Here is a 19,370-nt window from a genome sequence, read left to right on the forward strand (position 1 = left end):
CCCCCCGTTTTCTAAACTGGTTGTTGCACTGTCATGTGCCGACTCGGGGATCGGCATGCGCAGAGCGCGAAACCCGACCCCTTTGCGGTCGATCGGCCCGGCCACGCACCGGCATGAATTCACCACCATGACGAGGGCTAGATGAGCAATCTTTCGCAGGGCGACAACTGGCAAGACATCGCCGCCACGCTGGGACACTATTTCGAATCGCGTTCCATCCCCTTTCATATCGAAGAGCGCGCCAACGGCACGTTGCATATCGGCTTTGAATCGTCGGGTCATCCGGCGACGGTGACGGTCTCGTTCGACGAGAACGCGTATCGCGATCTCGAGCGTTTCGACGCTGACGCCAAACGCCGCGCGCTGTCGCGCATCGAATCGGAATTCGCGCGGCTGATGAACCGAGGCGGGCCGTCCGCGCTAGCGGGCGAGTTTCGTATCCATCGCGTGTGAGCCGGGGCAGTCCACGAAATCGCGGTGGCGCAGGGGGGCGCGCCGCCGCTTCGAGATCGCTCGAGCCGAACAGAACCTTACAATACTGTTGCAAACGAGAATAACTCTCATTAAGATTGCGGCTTGATATTCAACCCGTGATCGCTCAAGCGAAGCCGATTCGAGGATCGGCAACAACAGGCGTTTAGCAGCCCGCTTGGCGTCAAGAACAAGAAGATGCCGCCATGAGACCGCTGCTCGTCAAACTGCACCGATGGTTCGGAATCGGCATTGCACTGTTCCTGTTCCTGTCCGGCTTGACGGGGGCCGTTATCGCGTGGGACCACGAACTCGATGCCGCATTGAATCCCGGTTTCTATCACGCGCGCAGCCATGGACCTGCGTTGCCGCCGCTCGAATTGGCCGATCGCATCGAAACGGCCGATCCGCGCGTGCACGTGACGTACTTGCCGCTTGGCGTTGAACCGGGGCGCGCGCTACAAGTGCGCGTCGAGGGAAGGATCGATCCCGCGACGAACGCGCCGTACGAACTAGGCTTCAACCAGCTCGCGATCGACCCGGCCACGGGCGCGATCCAGGGGCGCCGGGAGTGGGGCGCGCTGTCGTTGTCGCGGCTCAATTTGATGCCCTTTCTCTACCAGTTTCACTACACGCTGTATCTGCCGTGGACGGCGGGCGGCTTGGCGAGCGGGGTGTGGCTGCTTGGCATCGTCGCGATCGTGTGGCTGTTCGACAGCCTGATCGCGTTGGTGCTCGCGTTTCCGAACCCGAAGTCGTGGCGCAAGTCGCTGGCGTTTCGCGTCAAGCGCGGCGGCTACCCGCTCACGTTCGACTTGCACCGCTCGGGCGGCGTTTGGGTGTGGGGTCTGCTGCTCGTCATCGCGACCACGTCGATTTCGATGAACCTGTCGGCACAGGTGATGCGGCCGGTCGTGTCGCTGTTTTCGACGCTCACGCCGTCGCCGTTCTACGACCCCGGCAAGCTGCCGATGCCCGAGCCCGGCAGCGCCACGCTGCCGCGCGAACGCATCGTCGAGCGGGCACGAGAGGCGGGGCGCGCGGCGCAGATCGGCGCCGCGCCCGGGGCGATCTACTTTGCGTCGGCGCTCAATGTGTATGCCGTCGGCTACTTCGCGCCGGGCGGCGACGAAGGCGAAAGTCCGCTCGGCAATCCTTGGCTCTATTGGAACGGGGCGACGGGTGAGCGCATCGCGTCGAATATTCCGGGGCGCGGCAGCGCGGGCGATCTGTTCATGGAGGCGCAGTTCCCGCTGCATTCGGGCCGCATCGGTGGTGTGGCGGGGCGGATTGCGGTCAGTTTCATGGGCGCGATGGTCGCGCTCCTGAGCGTGACGGGGCTCGTGATCTGGCTGAAAAAACTGCGCGCGCGGCGCAGCGCGTCACGCAAGACCGACCGCGCGCTTCAGCCGCCGTCGCGACTCGTGTAGTGCGAGACGAGAGCGAGCGCGGCGGCAAACTTGAGCGTGCAATCGACCAGCGACAAATAGAACCCGGTTCGCAGCACGTTGTATTCGAGCGGCAAGTCGAGCCCGATCGCGATCACGCTGACGGCGCACACGAACGTGAACACCAGGCGCGCACCGCGCACGCCACGCAACGTGCCGACGACGAGCACAACCAGCAGCGCCTTCGAAAACAGTAGCGCGAGCGTTTGGGCGATGCCGAAGCTGCCGTGCACTTCCCATGGAATGACGACGAACGACCAGACGCACACGCCGACGACGAGCGCGCGCGTCATCGGGCCCAGCGGCCGCGCGCGTCTACGCCTGCGCGCCGGGCGGCTGGGCGCGTTGAGATGGCTGGCGTCTTGGGCGGCTGAGTGCTCGCGCTCGGCATGTTCGGCCGTGTGCTCGCCGAATTCGCGCTCGTTCATAAAAGGGCTTCTTCCGTTGAGGAAGGCGCGTGCCATGCCGCGATTGCGTTGCTTGGTCCCCGTGCGTTCTATCCAAACTATACGGCCAACAAAACACCGCTTAATGACATTTTTGTTGAGCTAACGACTTACGGGGATTACCGCAAATGACACATTCGTCTGCGGAGTGCGAAAGCCCGAACATGCCCGCACAACGGGCACGCAACGACGCAAATTCAAGCGATGGCAGAAGGCGTCGTGCGGTTGGCAGGGTTTGGCGGGCAGCGGCGATTGCCCGAAGCGGGGCGTGAACCGACACTCGATCTCAACGGCGCGCGTCGCGAACTCCGGGCAAAAGCCTGGTTCGCGAGCATGCCGCCCCGATCGACTCATACGACCCGACCTGGAGAACCTCATGACCACGACCATCGCCGGCATCAAGATCCCCGACAGCCAGCTCGCGCGCGCCGCGACCGAACTGGTGCGCGACACCGAACCGGACCTTTTGTACAACCACTCGCGCCGCGTGTTCCTGTTCGGCGCGCTCGCGGGCGAGCGCAAGCAGCTCGACTACGATCCCGAGCTGCTGTACATCGGCGCGATGTTCCATGACATGGGGCTCGTCGATGCCTACAGCAGCAAGACGAATCGCTTCGAAGTCGACGGCGCGAACGCGGCGCGCGACTTTCTCATGCAATACAACGTGAACGAATACGACATCGAGCAGGTATGGGCGTCGATCGCGCTGCATACGACGCCCGGCGTGCCGGAGCATATGAAGCCGGTGGTGGCGCTCGTGACGGCCGGCGTCGAGATGGACGTGCTCGGGCTCGCGTATCACGAGTTCACCGACGAGCAGCGCATTCAAGTCGTCGCCGCGCATCCGCGCGAACGGGACTTCAAGAACGGCATCATCGACGCGTTCGCACACGGCACGATCAAAAAGCCCGAGACGACGTTCGGCAACGTGAAGGCCGACGTGCTCGCGCTGCGCGATCCGGAATACAAGCGGCTGAACTTCTGCCAGATCATCCTGGGCTCCGCGTGGGACGACAGCCAGAGCCATGTTCATCACGCTGGTTGCGCGTGCAACGAATCGGGCGCGGCTTAGGGTAGGGGCGAAGCTGCCGGGGGCAGCTCGGCGCAGCCATCGCGGCACCCGATGGCTGTGCATCAATCAATCCGCGAGTCATAAAACCGAATAGACCTTGCTGTCTTGTTTTTATAAACAGTTTCGATTCCGAAATGAATGTTTTGTCGAAAGGAGCGTGAATCCAGCAACAAGATAAAAATGCATGGGCCGCATGCAAAAAAATTGTGCTAAAAAATAATTTCGATATGCATAGAACATAATGCGCCCTCATACAATGGGCTCCCTCTCAACGGATGGAATTGCCCAAACACTATGTTCGACCTCACCGGCAAGATCGCGATCGTCACCGGCGGCACCAGCGGTATCGGCTTTGGCATTGCGAAAGGGTTCATCGCAGCGGGCGCGAAGGTCGCGCTGATCGGGCGCGACGAAGCGCGCGGAGAAGCGGCGCTGGCCTCGCTGGGCGCATCCAAAGACGCTGCCCTCTACGTCAAGGCCGACGTGACCGATCGTGAGCAATGCGTAAAGATGGTCGAGCACGTCGAGGCCCATTTCGGCCGCCTCGATATCCTGGTGAACAACGCGGGCATGAACATCCGGCGCGACGCCGAGGACTACACGCAGGCCGAGTGGCATCAGATCATCGATACGAATCTGAGCAGTGCGTTCTATTGCTCGCAAGCGGCGCATGACGCCTTCGTGCGAGCGAAGGGCGGAAAGATTTTAAATATCGGCTCGATGCTGTCGCTATTCGGTACTACTTATGCGGCCGGTTACGCGGCGAGCAAGGGCGGCATCGTGCAACTGGGCCGCGCGCTCGCCGTCGAGTGGGCGCATCTGAACATACAAGTCAACACGCTCTTGCCGGGCTGGATCGAAACCGAACTCACGGCGGAAGCGAAGAAGCTCTTTCCCGATCTCGAAGCCGGCATCCTGTCGCGCACGCCGCAGGCTCGCTGGGGACGTCCGGCCGATCTCGCGGGCATCGCGGTCGCGCTCTGCTCGAACGCGTGCGATTTCATCACCGGCGTGGCAATCCCAGTCGACGGCGGGTACTCGGTTCAAGGTTGACGATTCACAGCCGCTCGCATCATCGAACGTCTACAACGCGGGGCAGAGCGTTTCGCCTGTCCCGCAGACGGCGTTCCACTCGAACAACAAAAAAAGGATAGGCACATGAGCATGGCTTCCCAGCCTCACGACGCTTTGGCCAACCCACGCCGCCGCGGTTTCGTCCTGACGGCCTTCGCGCTTGGCGCACTCGCGCTCGTCGATCCGCGCACGGTCGTTCACGCGGTCGACGCGGGTTTTCAGAACAGCCCTTTCATGACCGTTTCGCGGCTCGTCTCGGCGGACACCTTGAGTCTGACAACCGGACAAGCGCTCTATGAGGCGCTCAAAGGCAAAGCCGCATTCGACGCCAACCTGAACGCGCTCGCGAAGCTCGCGGCGGCGCCGGGCATGACCATCGAGACGCTGGCATCGCAGCTCGACGACACCCAGCAACACGCGTTGCGCGACACGCTGAACGAGATCGTGTCGGCGTGGTACCTGGGCATCGTGGGCGGCCGGACCTACGCGTACGAAAGCGCGTTGATGTATCGCCCGACCGCGGACGTGCTGAGCCCGCCGAGCTACGTGCGCGCCGGTTCGCTGAACTGGGCCGTCGCCACGCCGCCGACCGACGGCTTCTGAAGCCGCCTCCGTATCCTGATCCAAGCCTGATCAAAGCGTCATCAAAGGACATCGCTTTCATGAGTGACACGTCATATTCCGCCGACGTGGTGATCGTCGGCGCCGGCGTCGCCGGCAGTCTTGCGGCCTACGAACTGGCGAAGAGCGGTTTGTCGGTGCTCGTGCTCGACGCGGGACCGCGCACGACGCGCGGCGAGATCGTCGAGAACTTCCGCATTTCGCCCGCCACCACGCGCGCGCTGACCACGCCGTATCCGCCGAAGCCTTGGGCGCTCGCGCCGTTCTACGACGAGAGCGGCAAGGCGCTCGACTATCTGCAAGTCGACGGGCCGGACGGTTCGGCCTATCAAACCGACTATTTGCGCGTGGTGGGCGGCACGACGTGGCATTGGGCCGGCTGTGCGTGGCGCCATCTCCCGAACGATTTCCAGCTGAAGACGAAATACGGGGTTGGGCGCGATTGGCCGATCAGCTACGAGGATCTCGAACCGTACTACTACCGCGCCGAAGTCGAGATGGGCGTATGCGGTCCGGACCCGTCGCGCGGCGCCGAGGACCTCGGTTCGCCGCGTGCCCAGCCGTATCCGATGGAGAAGATGCCCTGGACCTACGCCAGCCGCGTGTTTGCCGATGTCGTCGAGAAGCACACCGGCTACCGCGTCGTGCACGAGCCGGAAGCGCGCAATACGCGCCCTTACGATGGGCGGCCCACTTGCGCGGGCAACAACAACTGCATGCCGATTTGCCCGATCGGAGCGATGTACAACGGCATGGAGAGCGTCATCAAGGCCGAGAAGGCCGGCGCGATCGTGAAGGAAAACGCGGTGGTCTACCGGATCGAAACCGATGCGGCCAACAAGAAGGTCGTCGCCGTGCATTTCTACGATCCCGACAAGCGCAGCTATCGCGTGACCGGCAAGGCGTTCATCATCGCCGCGCACAACATCGAAAGCGCGAAGCTGTTCTTGATGTCGAAGGACGACAAGAACCCGAACGGCATGTCGAACCGGACCGATCAGGTGGGCCGCTACATGATGGAGCACGCGGGCACCGAAGTGCAGTTCACTTGCAAAGATCCGGTATGGATGGGGCAGGGGCCGCAGCACAATGCCGCGATCGACAGCCTGCGCGATGGCCCGTGGCGAAACGAAATGGCCGCGGCGATCACGCGCATCGACGACATGAACCAGACGCCGTACATGACCCAGGAAGCCTTGAAGAAGGGGCTGGTGGGCAAGGAACTGGACCGCGCGATCCGATATGGCGCCTCGCACCGGCTGGAAATTTCGACTCACCACGGCATGCTGCCGAACCCGGAGAACCGGCTGACGCTGGCCGATAAGCGCGACATGCTCGGCATTCCCTATCCGAAGGTCTACTACTCGATCGACGAATACACGCGCAAGAGCGCGCGCCGCACGATCCAGATGTACGAGGACATTTTCCGCGGCATGGGCGCAACCGACATCGTCTACATTCCCGATCCGAACAATCCGCTGAACTTCTCGGCCGAGGACCATCCGATGGGCGGCCTGCTGATGGGCGACGATGCGAATACGTCGGTCGTCGACAAGCACTGCCGTTCGCACGAGCAAGAGAACCTGTACGTCGCGTCGAGTGCGGTGTTCGTGACCACCGGCACGGCGAATCCGACCTTGACGATCGCGGCGATTGCGCTGCGGGTTGCGGATACGATCCGCGCCGAGCTGGCCCACGGTTGAGCGGAGCGAACCATGCACAACATTTCACGCGTTGGTTTTCGCATTCGCTCGGGCTTGGTGTCGGCGATGTTGGCGTTAGGCTTTCATGCCGTGGCGGCGCATGCGCAAGGCGCATCGCCGGCCGAGACAGATTTGATCGCACGCGGGCGCTATCTGGCGACCGCCGCCGACTGCGCCGCCTGTCACACCGCGCCAAGCGGCAAGCCGATGGCGGGCGGTCTGCCGATCGACTCGCCGTTCGGCAAGATTTTCGCGAGCAACATCACGCCGTCGAAGGCCCACGGCATCGGCAACTACACGGAAGCGCAATTCGCGCGCGCCGTGCGCGAAGGCGTCGACGCCAACGGTACGCGTCTCTATCCGGCGATGCCTTATCCGTCATATGCAGGTATCAGCGACGGCGACATCAAGGCGCTCTACGCGTACTTCATGAAAGACGTGGAGCCCGTCGACGTCGATGCTCCGCAGACCAAGCTCGCGTTCCCGTTCGATCAGCGCTGGCTGATGATGGGCTGGAACCTGCTCTTCGTCGAAGGCAAGCGCCTCGAGCCGGTGGCCGGCCAAAGCGAGGCATGGAATCGCGGCCGCTATCTGGTGAACACGCTCGGCCATTGCAGCGCGTGTCATACGCCGCGCAACTTCGCGATGGCGGAGAAACCGGGGCTCGCGCTCTCGGGCGGGCAGGTGGGCGGGTGGCGTCCGCCCAACATCACGTCGGACCCGATCAGCGGCATCGGCGGGTGGACGAAGGAAGAGATCGTGCAATACCTGCGCACCGGGGAGGTCCTCGGCAAGGCGCAGGCTGCGGGCGGGATGGCCGATGCGGTGCAACACAGCCTGCAGTATTTGACCGATGAGGATCTGGGGGCGATCGCCACCTATCTGAAGACCACCAAGCCGATTCGCAATCCAGGCGACACGCAGCCTGCCTTTACGTATCGAGGCAGCGGCACGGGCTATGAAGCCGCACTGCGGGCGGACAACCAGGGCATCGGGTTCAACAAGTCAGGCCTGGGCTATCCGTCGCTCACGACCGGCGCGCAGCTCTATAGCGGCAACTGTGCAAGCTGCCACCAGACGAGCGGCGGCGGCACGGGCGACGACGCGTTCCCTGGATTGACGCACAACTCGGCGCTGGGCCGCGACAATGCGGACAACCTCGTGATGGTCATCCTGAATGGCGTGCAACTCAACGCGGCCAACAACGATCGTTTGATGCCGGGCTTTGCCGACGAGTTGACGGACGAGCAGGTCGCCAAAATCGCCACATTCGTCATGAGCGAGTACGGCAATCCGCGCGTTCAAGTGACGGCTGAGCGCGTGGCGACGCTGCGGGCCGGCGGCGACAACCCGGCCGGTGCATTGCGCTTGGCGATGGCGGCGGGCGCGCTGATCGTTGTCCTGATCGTCATCGGCGCGATTTGGCGGCTGCGGTGCCGCCGTGCTCAGGCCGCCGGCGAGGTGGAGCAGCACGAGGGCGCTTCGGTCGAGTAAGCGACCGAATCAGCGACGCCGGGCTCGATCGATACGATCAGCCCGGCGTCGCCGCAGTCACTTGCGCATAGACGTCGTGCGACAGCTGCAGCAGCGTTGCGCGGTCCATGCCGCCCGAGATCGCATAGCCGAAGTTGCCGTCGACCCAATAGAACACGTTGACCGAGCCGTCCTGATACAGCTTGAACGCCGTGGTGTTCGAGCTGACTTTCCGGTGCGAAATGCACAGCGTGATGCGCTCGTTCTTGGCGTCGCGATACCAGAACTGCGCGACCGAGCCATCGTTGCCGTTGAACACGCGCCCCCCCATCAGTTCGAGCCCGCTCTTCGTGAGGCTGGGCGGACGCACGTCGGTGCCGAGCTTGCTCGCGAGCAATTGCACGAACTCCTGTTCCTGGTCCTCGTTCATCATGTTGGGGGGACGGTACACGGACGGCATGTAGACCACGTGCGCGAACGCGGCCTGGCGCGCGAGCGGATCGGCGGTTTGATAGCTGACCGTGTGCGTGTTGCCGCCATCGGCCGACAGTTGCGCGACCGTATCGCGGCCGACGTTCGTGCCGACGCCGATGCCCACGCCGATCACGAGCGCCGCCGCGAGGCCCGCGAATTGCGGCCAGTTCGCGGCCTTCAGCCAGCGGCGCGGCATGGGCGTCTGCAGTCGCTTGGGCACGGGCTCGCTGAGCACGCGGTCGTAGCGGTCATGGAACATGCTGTTGAGCGAGAAATAGTCGCTCACGCGCGCCGCGAGATCGGGATTGCGTTCGAGCGCTTGCTCGACCACCTGACGCCGCTCGTCGGACAGCGTCCCATCCACGTAGGCGTGGATCTCTTCTTCTTCGATCGGAGTGTGTTGGTCGCTCATCGCACCACCTGTAGTTTTGCACCGGGCTGCGCGCCCGCCATCAATGCTCTCAGCCGTTCTCGTCCGCGCGACAGCCGCGACATCACCGTGCCGATCGGAATGTCGAGCGCGAGCGCGACCTCCGCATAGCTCATCTCTTCGAGCCCCACCAGCAGCACCACCTCGCGCTGATCGGCGGGCAGCCGTTGCAGCGCGTAGTCGAGATCGCGTACTTCGAGCGTGCGCGTCGGGCTCGACTGGACCGCGAATTCGCTCTCGGGCACTTCGTCGTCGTCGACCGAGAGGTGCGTGGCGCGCATCGAAGCCTTGCGCGTCTGATTCACGAACACGTTGTGCATGATCGTAAAGAGCCACGCGCGCAGATCGGTGCCTTCCTGAAACCGCTCGGTCCGCCCCAAGGCGCGCTCGAGCGTGTCCTGGACGAGATCGTCGGCCAGGTCGCGATTGTTGATCAGCGCCCTCGCGTAGCGCCGCAATCGCGGCACGTGATCCATCAACTCGTTACGAATGTCCATTTGTCATATCGATCAGGGAGTGGCAACGTGCGCCAGTGGCTGCGAACGACGGTCATACGGGAGCAAACACGCTTGAGGGCAGTTTATTCCCGATGATCCCGGCCCGATAGCAGCGCGGTTTTCGAGCCCGGTTGTTAAGCTGGTCGGCCTTTCCAAAGTCAGCGCGCGGTCAGCGCATCCGCGGCGCGCATCAGGCCGTGCGTGTCCGCGTTGCCGGCCAGCACGTAGCGCTGATGGTTCTCGGTCCAGGTGAGCAGACGCAGTGCGCCGGCGCGGTGCGCCGTCCATTGCGAGTGGCTCGACATCGTCAGCATGGAGGCCGTCAGCAGCACCACCGGCCTGCCGTCGGCGTTGATGTAGACGAATTCCGCCGCCCGCGAGAACGGGCCGAGCTGCACGAGCCTTTCCGCCACGAAGCGCAGGCCCACGGAGCCGAGATCCGGCGCCGGTTCACCCCCGGCCATGGCGCGCGCGGGATCTGCCGCGCTCGCCATGGGCTCGGATGCGCGTGCGAGCGCCATGACGGCGGCGTTGTCGAGCGCCTGCGGGGACACTTGTATCGCGGCGATCCATCCGCTCGTGGCGAGAACGGCGGCAGCGAACGCCATCAACATGCGCACCGCGGCGATATTGCCGAGCTGCGCCCAGCGCCGCCGCAGGGCGGCGTGCCATGGGTCGCGCGGCGGGCGCGGCAGCGAGGCGTCGCCTGCGTGGTGGAACGCATGTTTGATCTGGTTGTTGAGCCGGGCGTAGAAAGCGACACGGCGCGCTTCGCCGGGCCGGCTTTCCAGGTAGTCGTGCAGATGCGCGGCGCGATCCGGTTCCAGGACACCGTCGGCATAGGCGAGGATGTCGTGCTCGGAAAGCGGTGTGGATTGGGGTCGATCGATCGGTGCCATGGTGTCAGCGTCAGGCGAGTAGCGCCTCTTGACGGGCAAACACGGCAAATTCGTGTTTATTCCATGGCGCTTGAAGCTTTCAACGCTTCGATGAATTCGCAGGAGGAATAAACCGGTTCGGGCGCTGTTAGCCCGGATGAAAATTCGATTTCGAGCCAAGGAGCCGTTTTGACCAAGCCTTCGTTGTCCCCAATCTGCGTGCCGTGCCGGCTCGCCGCCATCGGCGCGGTCGTCGCGGCGCTCGCCGGCGGCTTCGCCTACGTTGCGGGCTGGCTCACGCCTGCCCGCCTGACGGCCCCGCGCATCGTCAACCAACTGCAAGCCAACGCCGGGTTGCATCCCGGCTACCGCCGCAATCATGCGAAGGGTGTCTGCGTGTCCGGATACTTCGTGAGCAACGGCAATGGCGCGGCCGTGTCGCGCGCGGCCGTGTTCGAGCCGGGCGAGACCACGCCCGTCATCGGACGCTTCGCGATTCCCGGCGGCAATCCGTACGCGCCGGATAACAGCGTCCCTGTGCGCAGCATGGCGTTGATGTACAAGCTGCACGACGGCGAGCAATGGCGCACGGGCATGAACTCGACGGCGATGTTCGCGGTGCACACGCCGCTGCAGTTCTTCGAGCAGTTGCTCGCGTCGCGGCCCGATCCGGCCACGGGCAAGCCGGACCCGCAACGCCTGAAGGCGTTCTTCGCGGCCCACCCCGAGACCCAGCCGTTTCTGGCTTGGGTGAAGGCGAATCCACCGTCATCGAGCTTCGCGAATGCCGCGTACTACAGCATCAACGCATTCCGGTTCACCAACGCCGCCGGGCAAACGCGATTCGTGCGCTGGTCGATGCGGCCGGAAACGGCCTACGCGCCGCTCACCGCAACGGAAAAGGGCGAGAAGAACTTTCTCGGCGATGAGCTCAGTCAGCGCCTGCAAGACAGTGGCAGCCTGCGCTGGCATTTGATCCTGACCGTCGCCGCGCCCGGCGACCCGACCGACGACGCGACCAAGCCATGGCCCGCCGACCGTCAGCAGATCGACGCGGGCACGCTCGTCATCGATCACGAGTCATCGCAAGAAGAAGGGCTGTGCCGCGACATCAATTTCGACCCGACCATCCTGCCCGCCGGGATTCGTCCATCGGACGATCCGCTCCTGGCGGCACGCTCGGCCGCGTACGCGCTGTCTTTCAACCGACGCACGCATGAAGAGGCCGCGCAGCCTGCCCACCCCATCCCGACCTCGAACGGAGCCCATTGATGAAGCCCGCGCAAACGCATTTCAGTCCGCTCGCGCGGCTCATCCACTGGGCGATGGCCGTTGCGATTCTCGCGATGCTGTTCGTCGGCGTCGGGATGGTCGCGACCGTCTCGCATGCGCACAACGTGTTGCTCGCGATTCACCGGCCGCTCGGCATCGCGCTGCTGGTGCTGGTGATCCTTCGCGTCTTCGTGAGGATCCGGCGCGGCACGCCGCCGCTGCCGGCCGATCTGCCGGCGCCGCAGCGGTTGGCCGCGAAGCTCTCGCATCTCGTGCTGTATGCGCTGATGGCGGCGATGCCGCTGATCGGCTGGTCGATGTTGTCGGCGGGGGGATTCCCGGTGACGCTCTTCGGCGCGCTGCATCTGTGGCCGATCGTGCCTCACGACGTGCGGCTCTATGCGCTGCTGCGCTCGCTGCACACCTACCTCGCGTTCGCGCTCTTCGCGACGGTGCTGATGCATCTCGCCGCCGCGCTGTTCCATGGGCTGATCCGGCGCGACGGCGTGCTCGCGAGCATGACGGGGCATGCGGCGCGGCGCTGAGCGGCGAATCAGGACTCGGCGAGGGGGATCAGCACGGTGACGTGCAACCCCGCCTGCGACGGTTCGTCGGCATAGCCGAGCCGAACGTCGGCGCCGAGCCTGTCCGCGATGGTCTTGACGATCGACAGCCCGAGACCTGAGCCCACTTCGCCGCTGCCCAGCATGCGATAGAACGGATCGAACACGCGCTCGCGCTCGGTCGCCGGAATGCCCGGCCCGGAATCCTTGATGCCGAGAATGGCGCGTCCCTCGCGCGCGGTCACCGACAGGTCTATGCGTCCGTGCTCGGGCGTATAGCGGATCGCGTTGTCGACGAGATTCCTCACGACCGCGATCAAGTCCGCTTCGTTGGCGAGCACGAGTGCATCGTGTTCGCCTTCCACGCCGATATCGATGCGCTTGGCCTCGGCGAGCGGCATGAGGTCTTCGAGCACGCGCCGGTAGACGTGTTGCACGGAGACCGGTGCGTCCGGCGATTCCGGTGTGGACTGCGCGCGCGCGAGCGTGAGCAATTGGTCGAGCAGACCGCGTCCGCGCTCGATGCCCTTGCGCAACACGGTCAAGCGCTCGCGTGCCTCTCCGGACATCTCGGCTTCGGCGAGCCGCTCGGCTTGCAGCGACAGCGCCGTCAGCGGCGAGCGAAGCTCATGCGCGGCATCGGCGACGAAGCGGTGCTGCGCCTCCATCGATTGCTCGATGCGCCCCAGCAAGCGATTGATCGCCACGACGAACGGCCGCACTTCGGACGGCAGGTGTCCGACGTTGACGGGGTGGAGCTCGCGCTCGCCGCGCCGGTCGATATCGGCGGCGAGCGAAGCGATCGGCCGGAACATCTTGCGCACGAGATTGGCCGTGACCAGCAACAGGACGGGCACCAGAATCAAAAACGGCATGACGGTGCGCACGGCGCCGTCTCGCGCGATCTCGTCGCGAAAGCCGGTTTCCTGCGCAAACGCGATGCGTTCGCCCGTCGCCATGGTCTTGACGAGCACGCGGAACGGCTCGCCGCCGAGCGTGAGCGTGTGCATCCCGTCGGGCGCATCGAGCGGGATCGGCAATACGTCAGAGGGATCGTTGCCGCTTGAAGCGGCGCTACTGGCGCTCAGGTATTGAACGATGACGCGCGATTCCTCATCGCTGTGCTGCGCGCGGCCGTTGTCCCCGAGATGAGGAAGCGGCAAGTGCTGCCGGTCGAACAGGGCCGCGACTTGCCGCAACACGTCGTCTTGCAGTTCGTGGGCTTCGTCGAAAGCGGTGGCGAAGGAAATGATGCCGGCCACGATCGCGACGAGCAGAATCGCAAGCGATAGCCCGAACGACAGCCTGAGCTGAACCGACTCGCTCAGCCGCCTTTTGAAACCATCCATCCCACCCCCCGGACGTTCTTGATGATGTCGCTGCCGAGCTTGCGGCGCAGCGTATGGATCAGAAACTCGACCGCGTTGCTTTCGACTTCCTCGCCCCAGCCGTAGATGCGGTCTTCGAGGTCGCGCCGCGACAGAATCGCGCCGGGGCGCACGAGCAGCGCTTGCAGCAAGGCGAATTCGCGGTTCGAGAGCTGCAAAGCCTCGCCGTCTGCGACGACGGCTTGCCGCGTCGCCGGATCGAGCGACACCGTGCCGTTCGAGAGCACCGGCGCCGCGCTGCCGCCTTTGCGGCGCAGGACGGCGCGCATGCGCGCGAGCAGCTCGGCCATTTCGAAGGGCTTGAGCACGTAGTCGTCGGCGCCGCCGTCGAGACCGCGCAGGCGGTCGTCGAGGCCGTCGCGCGCGGTGATGATGAGGAGCGGCACCGGGTTGTCGTTCGCGCGGATCGTCGCCAGCACTTGCTGGCCGTCCTTGCCCGGCAGGCCCAGGTCGAGCAGGATCAGGTCGTAGTGCTGGGCGCCGAGCGTGGTGAGCGCCGTTTGCCCGTTCTTCACCCAGTCCGCCGCGTAGGAGGCGTCTTTCAGCGCCGAGTGGATTGCTTCGCCGATCATCGGGTCGTCTTCGACCAGTAATACGCGCATCGCGCCTGCCCCCGCTTGTGACGATTGATGACGACGTTCAATGTGCCTTGCTGGCGGCGCGCTGCCTGAACACCAGAAGGCTCGTCAGGATGAACGCCAGCAGCGCGGCCGACGCCGAGTAGCGGCTGAGCGCCAGACCGCCGGAGTGGATCGGTTTGTCCAGAAAGTCGCCCAACGTGGCCCCGAGCGGGCGCGTCAGGATGAAGGCCGCCCAGAACAACAAGGTGCGCGAGACGTTCGTCCAGAAGTACGCGGCGGCGATCAGCGCGATCAGGGCGCCGAACACGAGCGCGGCGCCGGTATAGCCGAACCCGGCCGTATCCGCCATCCAGTCGCCGAGCGCAGTGCCGAGCGTTTGCGAGAACATGATCGTCACCCAATAGAACATCTCCGCCTTGGGCGAGCTGACGGTAGCGACCGAAACGGAACCGAGAGCGCGATACCAGACGAACAGCGAAATCAGCAGCAGCGCCAGCAGCAATGATGAACCGCCTGCATAGCCGATGCCAAGCGAGCGGTCCGCGAAGTCGGCGAGCGTCGTGCCGACGGTGGTCGTGGCGATGATCGTGACCCAATACAACGCTGGGTTGAAGGCTTTCGCGCGGATCTGCGCGGTCACGGCGACGATGAAGATCACCGCGAAGATCAGTGTCCCGACCAGGTAGCCGAGGTTCATCGACATCGTGACGGCGTCGCCGCCGGTTTCTCCCAGCGTGGTGGCGGCGATCTTGATGATCCAGAACATCAAGGTGACTTCCGGCACCTTGCTCAATGCGTGTTCAGTGCGGTAATTCATAGGCGGCTCGATGAGTTGAAAGGTTGGGCCGACGAAACGGGCGATCAACGGCTGCCGCGAGTCTGCCCGGCCAAACTTAGGCTGGCCATAGGCGCATTAGCGGCGCACCCAGCCCAGCGTGATGAACTTGCTGAAGAGCGTCCGGTGGACGCGGATCGCAACCGCATAAGTGTGCGGCATCCACCAGCGTGTTGCGCAAGACACGAGCCAGGCGCTGGCCACGGACACCAACACGGCGCCCGCCATATCGAGCGGATAGTGCACGCCGACGTAAATGCGCGCCCACGCAACCGGCAAACCCAGGAGCGCCAACGCAACGCCGGTCGCGCGCCGGCCGCGATGCATCGCGAGACTGAACGCAACGGACCACATCAGCGTCAGGTGGTCGCTCGGAAAGGAGGAGTCCGGCGCGTGCGCGACGAAATTATTGCCCAAGCCGATCGCGAACGGACGGGGATGTTGCCACAACAAGCCGATGATCTGATTGAGGAGCAGTGCGACGACAGCGCATGCGGTGGCTTCGAGCATCATTTGCCGGGTTGCTTTGCCGCCACGGAGCCATCCGATGGCCACGACGGCGGGCACGGCCCAGATCAGGTATTCGGCGCAGAAAACGCCAAGTGCAAGCATGAAGGCGCTGGGATGCGCGGGGGCATTGAGCAACAGAAACAGCGATTGATTCAATTCTTCCATGAGCGATTAGCAGTGCGATTGCGAAAGCTCGCCGCAGGGACGCATCGTGCTTCTCCAATAGCGCGCGGGAACTGGCGAATGGGGGGAGATTACCGACGCAGACTTAGCGGTGACTGAGCATGCGGACCGATCGCCGTGCTGGAACGTCAAGACGATCGGGTAAGCTATGACCCGCAACTGGCCCGAATAGTGCCGTTGATCGCAGCGGATTGCCGCTGATTTCCGTTGCCCCGGTCCCGGACCGGTACGAAAAAAGACGTCCAACACACGAGGATTGCAATGCGCCTGTTACTCGCCCTGGTCCTGCCTTGGTTTCAGTTCTTCACGATCGGCCGCCCGTTTGCCGGCATCATTTGCCTCTTGCTGCAGCTCACGATCATCGGGTGGGTGCCGGCCGCGATTTGGTCGGTTTATGCGTTGAGCCAGTACAAGACCGATAGGAAGATCGAAGAGGCGTTGTCGAGAAGGGCTTGATTGATATGGTTTATGACTCAGCACGCCTGAAGGCTATACACGCAAGTATTGCCCGGCGCAGGGAACGCGATGCATTCATAGCGCGAGGACTTGTGTCGGGTGATGAAGCGAGGGAAAGCGACGACTATCTTTCCGCTGATGAGGTAGTCTCCCGCCTGGAAGCGCGGCTCCATGCTCGGAGGGCGCAAGGCAAGGCCCGGAGACGGTACTTCGCGTCGACGTGATCAGCGGCGTGTGTTCGTTCGCTCACCCCATTCGCCGCATCACCTCAGCCAGCCTCCCCAGCGCGGTATCGATGTCCTCCGCATTGATCCCCCCATACCCGAACAGCAGCCCATGCCGTGCCGGTTGGCTCGCATAGAACGCCGCGATGCCATAAAGACCGATCGACGCCTCGGCTGCGGCCGCGATCACCGGGCCTTCTTCGATTCCGTTTTTCAACAGCGCTGTCATATGTATCCCCGCTGCGGGAACAAGCGGCTCGAACCAAGGCGCGAGGTCGCCGCGCAGATGCGCGACCAGTACGCTGCGCCGCGCCTCGTAGTGCTTGCGGATGCGCCGCAAGTGCCGCGCGAAATCACCGTCGAGCATGAAGCGCGCGAGCGCGGTTTGCGTGAGCGTCGTCGTATGCCAGTCGCCGATCTGCTTGGCCTTTTGCAGCGGCAGATTGAGCGAGCGCGGCGGGATCACGTAGCCCAAGCGCAGCTCGGGGAAGATCGTCTTCGAAAACGTGCCGACGTATGCCACGACCCCCGCGCGATCGAGACTCTTCAACGATTCCATCGGCCGGCCTTCGAAGCGGAATTCGCCGTCATAGTCGTCCTCGACGATCACCGCGCGGCGTCGCTGCGCCCATTCGAGCAATTCGACGCGCCGTTCGAGACTCATCGGCATGCCGAGCGGAAATTGATGCGACGGCGTGACGTAGACGAGCCGCGCATCTTTAGGCAAATCCTCCACGACGAGACCCTGCGCGTCGACGCGCACGCCGATCACTTTCGCGCCGAGCGCCGCAAACGCAGCCCGTGCGGGCGGATAGCCCGGGTCTTCGACGGCGACGACATCGCCCGGTTTGATGCACACGCGCGCGAGCAGATCGAGCGCCTGTTGCGCGCCTTGCGTTACGATCACGTCCTGCCAACTGCAGGTGACCGAGCGGCTGAACGCGGCATAGCGCGCCACGGCGAGGCGCAATTCCTGTTCGCCGGCCGGGTCGCGATAGTGGGCGTGGCTTTTCGCTTGAAGCCGCAACGCGTGGCCAAACGCGCGGCGCCAGGCGTCGAAGGGGAATTGGGTTTTGTCGGTGACGCCGCCCATGAAATCGAACGGCAACGGCTGACGCGGCACGGGCATCGACAGCGATTCCGGCACCTCCGACCACACCGCGTGAGCGTGCAGGAGCGCATCGCCGACCTCGATGCCGGGCGAGCGCGTTTCCGCTTTCGGCACGTGTTGCGGTGTTCGTGCGAGGCCGTCGGCGACGAACGTGCCGTCGCCGGGATGGGCGCGCAGATAGCCCTCGGTGATCAAACGCTCGAAGACTTCCAGCGTCGTCTTGCGCGATACGCCGAGTTGGGTGGCGAGTTCGCGCGTCGATGGCAGGCGCTGCCCGCCGGCGAGCCGTCCGTCGACGATGCCGGCTCGAAGTTGCCGGTAGATCTGGCCGGTCAAGTCCTGGCGGTCGTGGAGGCGGATGATCGGTAGGTCCATGTTTGATTAAGCGGCGTTAGGCGTGTGCTTGCTCGGTACGACGAAGTCCGCGACGAATGCCAACGCAAGCGCGACAGCACCGCACAGGAACACGAGCAGGTAGTCGTTGTGAAAGTGCGAGAACAGATACGAGTAACCGTAGCCGCCTAGCGCCTGAAACAGCGCGAAGGCGGTGGTCGCCCGGCTCCACGCCGCGCGCTGTTCGTGGTGGTCGTGCGGCACGAGTTCGTGAATGCGTCCGAGCACGAGCGGCACGATGCCGGGCGTGAAGATGCCGAGGATCACGGTGGCGACGCCGATCAGCACCGGATTGCCCGAGAAAGCGAGCAGCGTGACCGCCACGGCCTGCAGCGCGAGCCCCCAGCGATACGCATTGCCGAACCCGATCCGGTCGCCGGCGTTCCCGCAAATCAAAGGGCCGACGATCGCGGCGAGGCCATACAGCACCCAGTAGCTCGCGCCGACACCGGGACCGCGCCCGAGACCGCGCGCGACGTAATCGACGAGCAGAATCATCGCCGGAACGAGGCCGAGCGCATTCGCGGCGTACTGACCGTACAGCACGCGCATCATGAGGCCGCCATGCCGATGCGCGACGTGCGGCGCGCTGGTGTGCGGCGCCAGTGAGGGCGGATTCGACGCGGGCCAGCCGAACCAGCTCACGGCGGTGAGCACGAGCGCCACCACGCCGAGGCCCAGCCACGTATCGCGCAAGCCGTAGTGCAGGAGCTTCGGCACGAGCGTGCCCGACGCGGCAATGCCGAGACCGAGCCCCAGAAAGATCATGCCGCCCACGAAGCCGCGGCGCGGCGCCGGAATATGCGGCAGGATCGACGTGGCCACTAGCACCATGATCGCGCCGCCGGAAATCCCCGAGAGCAGTCGCCAAACGAAGAACCACGTCACCGAGAGCGGATACGCGCAAGCGAAGAACGCCGCGGTGACGATCACCATCAGCCAGCGCAAGGCGGCGCGGTTCGAGAGTTTGGCCGCAAGCGGACGCCCCGCTAGCGCGCCGATCAGATAGCCCGCGAAGTTCGCCGCGCCGAGCGTGACCGCCTCCGACGAGCTGAACCAGTGCGCCTGAATCAGCGACGGAATCAGCGGCGTATACGCGAAGCGCGCGAGGCCGATGGCGACGAGGCTGCCGCACAGCCCGGCGAGTGTGGCGAACCACGCGCGAGCGTCGAGCGACGAAGATGCTCCCCCGCGGGCATCGGATTGAAGTGCAGACACGACTCACTCCTGAGGCAGCCCTCGCGGACCACGCGAGGGCTGACGTGTT

At 64.4% G+C, this 19,370-nt stretch carries 20 protein-coding genes; 10 read left to right on the forward strand and 10 right to left on the reverse strand.

Annotated elements, in window-relative coordinates; genetic code table 11:
* Positions 1–141 precede the first annotated feature (141 nt).
* Positions 142–453, forward strand: coding sequence for a hypothetical protein (locus tag AAHK20_RS15270; protein ID WP_449182312.1), 312 nt, complete (start codon positions 142–144; stop codon positions 451–453).
* Positions 454–677: 224 nt separating this feature from the next.
* Complete coding sequence (locus AAHK20_RS15275) at positions 678–1,901, forward strand: PepSY-associated TM helix domain-containing protein (RefSeq protein ID WP_449182313.1); 1,224 nt, start codon at positions 678–680, stop codon at positions 1,899–1,901.
* Here AAHK20_RS15275 and AAHK20_RS15280 read toward each other — a convergent pair.
* Positions 1,877–2,347 (reverse strand): hypothetical protein, encoded by a 471-nt coding sequence (locus tag AAHK20_RS15280; protein ID WP_449182314.1) that lies wholly within the window; start codon positions 2,345–2,347, stop codon positions 1,877–1,879. The genes AAHK20_RS15275 and AAHK20_RS15280 overlap by 25 nt on opposite strands.
* A 394-nt stretch (positions 2,348–2,741) precedes the next feature.
* Between AAHK20_RS15280 and AAHK20_RS15285 the strand changes: the two genes are divergently transcribed.
* The 5 genes from AAHK20_RS15285 (at position 2,742) to AAHK20_RS15305 (ending at position 8,329) form a co-directional block, all read left to right on the forward strand.
* A complete protein-coding gene (locus AAHK20_RS15285; protein WP_449182315.1) occupies positions 2,742–3,437 on the forward strand; it encodes an HD domain-containing protein in 696 nt (231 codons plus the stop codon).
* Positions 3,438–3,731: 294 nt separating this feature from the next.
* Positions 3,732–4,490, forward strand: coding sequence for an SDR family NAD(P)-dependent oxidoreductase (locus AAHK20_RS15290; RefSeq protein WP_449182316.1), 759 nt, complete (start codon positions 3,732–3,734; stop codon positions 4,488–4,490).
* 105 nt (positions 4,491–4,595) lie between these two features.
* A complete protein-coding gene (locus AAHK20_RS15295) occupies positions 4,596–5,114 on the forward strand; it encodes a sugar dehydrogenase complex small subunit (protein ID WP_449182317.1) in 519 nt (172 codons plus the stop codon).
* 59 nt (positions 5,115–5,173) lie between these two features.
* A complete protein-coding gene (locus AAHK20_RS15300; RefSeq protein WP_449182318.1) occupies positions 5,174–6,835 on the forward strand; it encodes a GMC family oxidoreductase in 1,662 nt (553 codons plus the stop codon).
* Between the two features lie 12 nt (positions 6,836–6,847).
* The gene (locus AAHK20_RS15305) at positions 6,848–8,329 is read left to right on the forward strand and encodes a c-type cytochrome (protein WP_449182319.1); all 1,482 of its coding nucleotides are present in this window, start codon (positions 6,848–6,850) and stop codon (positions 8,327–8,329) included.
* 37 nt (positions 8,330–8,366) lie between these two features.
* Here the strand turns inward: AAHK20_RS15305 and AAHK20_RS15310 are convergent, their stop codons facing one another.
* The 3 genes from AAHK20_RS15310 to AAHK20_RS15320 form a co-directional block, all read right to left on the reverse strand.
* Positions 8,367–9,194, reverse strand: a complete 828-nt coding sequence (locus tag AAHK20_RS15310; protein ID WP_449182320.1) for an anti-sigma factor family protein — start codon at positions 9,192–9,194, stop codon at positions 8,367–8,369.
* Positions 9,191–9,709, reverse strand: a complete 519-nt coding sequence (locus AAHK20_RS15315) for an RNA polymerase sigma factor (protein WP_449182321.1) — start codon at positions 9,707–9,709, stop codon at positions 9,191–9,193. The genes AAHK20_RS15310 and AAHK20_RS15315 overlap by 4 nt, the downstream gene beginning before the upstream one ends.
* A 158-nt stretch (positions 9,710–9,867) precedes the next feature.
* Positions 9,868–10,608: an anti-sigma factor family protein gene (locus tag AAHK20_RS15320; RefSeq protein WP_449182322.1), complete on the reverse strand. Its 741-nt coding sequence runs from the start codon at positions 10,606–10,608 to the stop codon at positions 9,868–9,870.
* A 168-nt stretch (positions 10,609–10,776) separates the two neighbouring features.
* Between AAHK20_RS15320 and AAHK20_RS15325 the strand changes: the two genes are divergently transcribed.
* Positions 10,777–11,859: a catalase family peroxidase gene (locus AAHK20_RS15325; RefSeq protein ID WP_449182323.1), complete on the forward strand. Its 1,083-nt coding sequence runs from the start codon at positions 10,777–10,779 to the stop codon at positions 11,857–11,859.
* Positions 11,859–12,404 carry a cytochrome b gene (locus AAHK20_RS15330; protein WP_449182324.1) on the forward strand — a complete coding sequence of 182 codons (546 nt, stop codon included), beginning with the start codon at positions 11,859–11,861 and terminating at the stop codon, positions 12,402–12,404. The genes AAHK20_RS15325 and AAHK20_RS15330 overlap by 1 nt, the downstream gene beginning before the upstream one ends.
* A gap of 8 nt (positions 12,405–12,412) precedes the next feature.
* Here AAHK20_RS15330 and AAHK20_RS15335 read toward each other — a convergent pair whose 3' ends face one another.
* The 4 genes from AAHK20_RS15335 to AAHK20_RS15350 all read right to left on the reverse strand — a co-directional run bounded on the left by AAHK20_RS15335 (position 12,413) and on the right by AAHK20_RS15350 (position 15,901).
* Positions 12,413–13,771, reverse strand: a complete 1,359-nt coding sequence (locus AAHK20_RS15335; RefSeq protein WP_449182325.1) for a sensor histidine kinase — start codon at positions 13,769–13,771, stop codon at positions 12,413–12,415.
* Complete coding sequence (locus AAHK20_RS15340) at positions 13,747–14,412, reverse strand: response regulator transcription factor (RefSeq protein ID WP_449182326.1); 666 nt, start codon at positions 14,410–14,412, stop codon at positions 13,747–13,749. The genes AAHK20_RS15335 and AAHK20_RS15340 overlap by 25 nt, the downstream gene beginning before the upstream one ends.
* A 37-nt stretch (positions 14,413–14,449) precedes the next feature.
* Positions 14,450–15,208 (reverse strand): COG4705 family protein, encoded by a 759-nt coding sequence (locus AAHK20_RS15345; protein WP_449182327.1) that lies wholly within the window; start codon positions 15,206–15,208, stop codon positions 14,450–14,452.
* Between the two features lie 96 nt (positions 15,209–15,304).
* A complete protein-coding gene (locus AAHK20_RS15350) occupies positions 15,305–15,901 on the reverse strand; it encodes an undecaprenyl-diphosphatase (protein WP_449182328.1) in 597 nt (198 codons plus the stop codon).
* A gap of 279 nt (positions 15,902–16,180) precedes the next feature.
* On the opposite strand from AAHK20_RS15350, the gene AAHK20_RS15355 reads away from it, so the two are divergent.
* Positions 16,181–16,375, forward strand: coding sequence for a YqaE/Pmp3 family membrane protein (locus tag AAHK20_RS15355; protein WP_449182329.1), 195 nt, complete (start codon positions 16,181–16,183; stop codon positions 16,373–16,375).
* A gap of 246 nt (positions 16,376–16,621) precedes the next feature.
* Here AAHK20_RS15355 and pdxR read toward each other — a convergent pair whose 3' ends face one another.
* The gene (pdxR, locus tag AAHK20_RS15360; RefSeq protein ID WP_449182330.1) at positions 16,622–18,085 is read right to left on the reverse strand and encodes a MocR-like pyridoxine biosynthesis transcription factor PdxR; all 1,464 of its coding nucleotides are present in this window, start codon (positions 18,083–18,085) and stop codon (positions 16,622–16,624) included.
* Positions 18,086–18,091: 6 nt separating this feature from the next.
* Positions 18,092–19,321: a YbfB/YjiJ family MFS transporter gene (locus AAHK20_RS15365; protein ID WP_449182331.1), complete on the reverse strand. Its 1,230-nt coding sequence runs from the start codon at positions 19,319–19,321 to the stop codon at positions 18,092–18,094.
* Positions 19,322–19,370 lie beyond the last annotated feature (49 nt).

Source organism: Trinickia camelliae, assembly GCF_053525655.1.

Coding starts and splice junctions, on each gene's coding strand:
- AAHK20_RS15300 (WP_449182318.1), top strand. CDS start 5,174: ATGAGTGACACGTCATATTCCGCCGACGTGGTGATCGTCGGCGCCGGC.
- AAHK20_RS15335 (WP_449182325.1), bottom strand. CDS start 13,771: ATGGATGGTTTCAAAAGGCGGCTGAGCGAGTCGGTTCAGCTCAGGCTG.
- AAHK20_RS15330 (WP_449182324.1), top strand. CDS start 11,859: ATGAAGCCCGCGCAAACGCATTTCAGTCCGCTCGCGCGGCTCATCCAC.
- AAHK20_RS15270 (WP_449182312.1), top strand. CDS start 142: ATGAGCAATCTTTCGCAGGGCGACAACTGGCAAGACATCGCCGCCACG.
- AAHK20_RS15315 (WP_449182321.1), bottom strand. CDS start 9,709: ATGGACATTCGTAACGAGTTGATGGATCACGTGCCGCGATTGCGGCGC.
- AAHK20_RS15310 (WP_449182320.1), bottom strand. CDS start 9,194: ATGAGCGACCAACACACTCCGATCGAAGAAGAAGAGATCCACGCCTAC.
- AAHK20_RS15275 (WP_449182313.1), top strand. CDS start 678: ATGAGACCGCTGCTCGTCAAACTGCACCGATGGTTCGGAATCGGCATT.
- AAHK20_RS15305 (WP_449182319.1), top strand. CDS start 6,848: ATGCACAACATTTCACGCGTTGGTTTTCGCATTCGCTCGGGCTTGGTG.
- AAHK20_RS15320 (WP_449182322.1), bottom strand. CDS start 10,608: ATGGCACCGATCGATCGACCCCAATCCACACCGCTTTCCGAGCACGAC.
- AAHK20_RS15290 (WP_449182316.1), top strand. CDS start 3,732: ATGTTCGACCTCACCGGCAAGATCGCGATCGTCACCGGCGGCACCAGC.
- AAHK20_RS15285 (WP_449182315.1), top strand. CDS start 2,742: ATGACCACGACCATCGCCGGCATCAAGATCCCCGACAGCCAGCTCGCG.
- AAHK20_RS15345 (WP_449182327.1), bottom strand. CDS start 15,208: ATGAATTACCGCACTGAACACGCATTGAGCAAGGTGCCGGAAGTCACC.
- AAHK20_RS15280 (WP_449182314.1), bottom strand. CDS start 2,347: ATGAACGAGCGCGAATTCGGCGAGCACACGGCCGAACATGCCGAGCGC.
- AAHK20_RS15350 (WP_449182328.1), bottom strand. CDS start 15,901: ATGGAAGAATTGAATCAATCGCTGTTTCTGTTGCTCAATGCCCCCGCG.
- pdxR (WP_449182330.1), bottom strand. CDS start 18,085: ATGGACCTACCGATCATCCGCCTCCACGACCGCCAGGACTTGACCGGC.
- AAHK20_RS15355 (WP_449182329.1), top strand. CDS start 16,181: ATGCGCCTGTTACTCGCCCTGGTCCTGCCTTGGTTTCAGTTCTTCACG.
- AAHK20_RS15295 (WP_449182317.1), top strand. CDS start 4,596: ATGAGCATGGCTTCCCAGCCTCACGACGCTTTGGCCAACCCACGCCGC.
- AAHK20_RS15340 (WP_449182326.1), bottom strand. CDS start 14,412: ATGCGCGTATTACTGGTCGAAGACGACCCGATGATCGGCGAAGCAATC.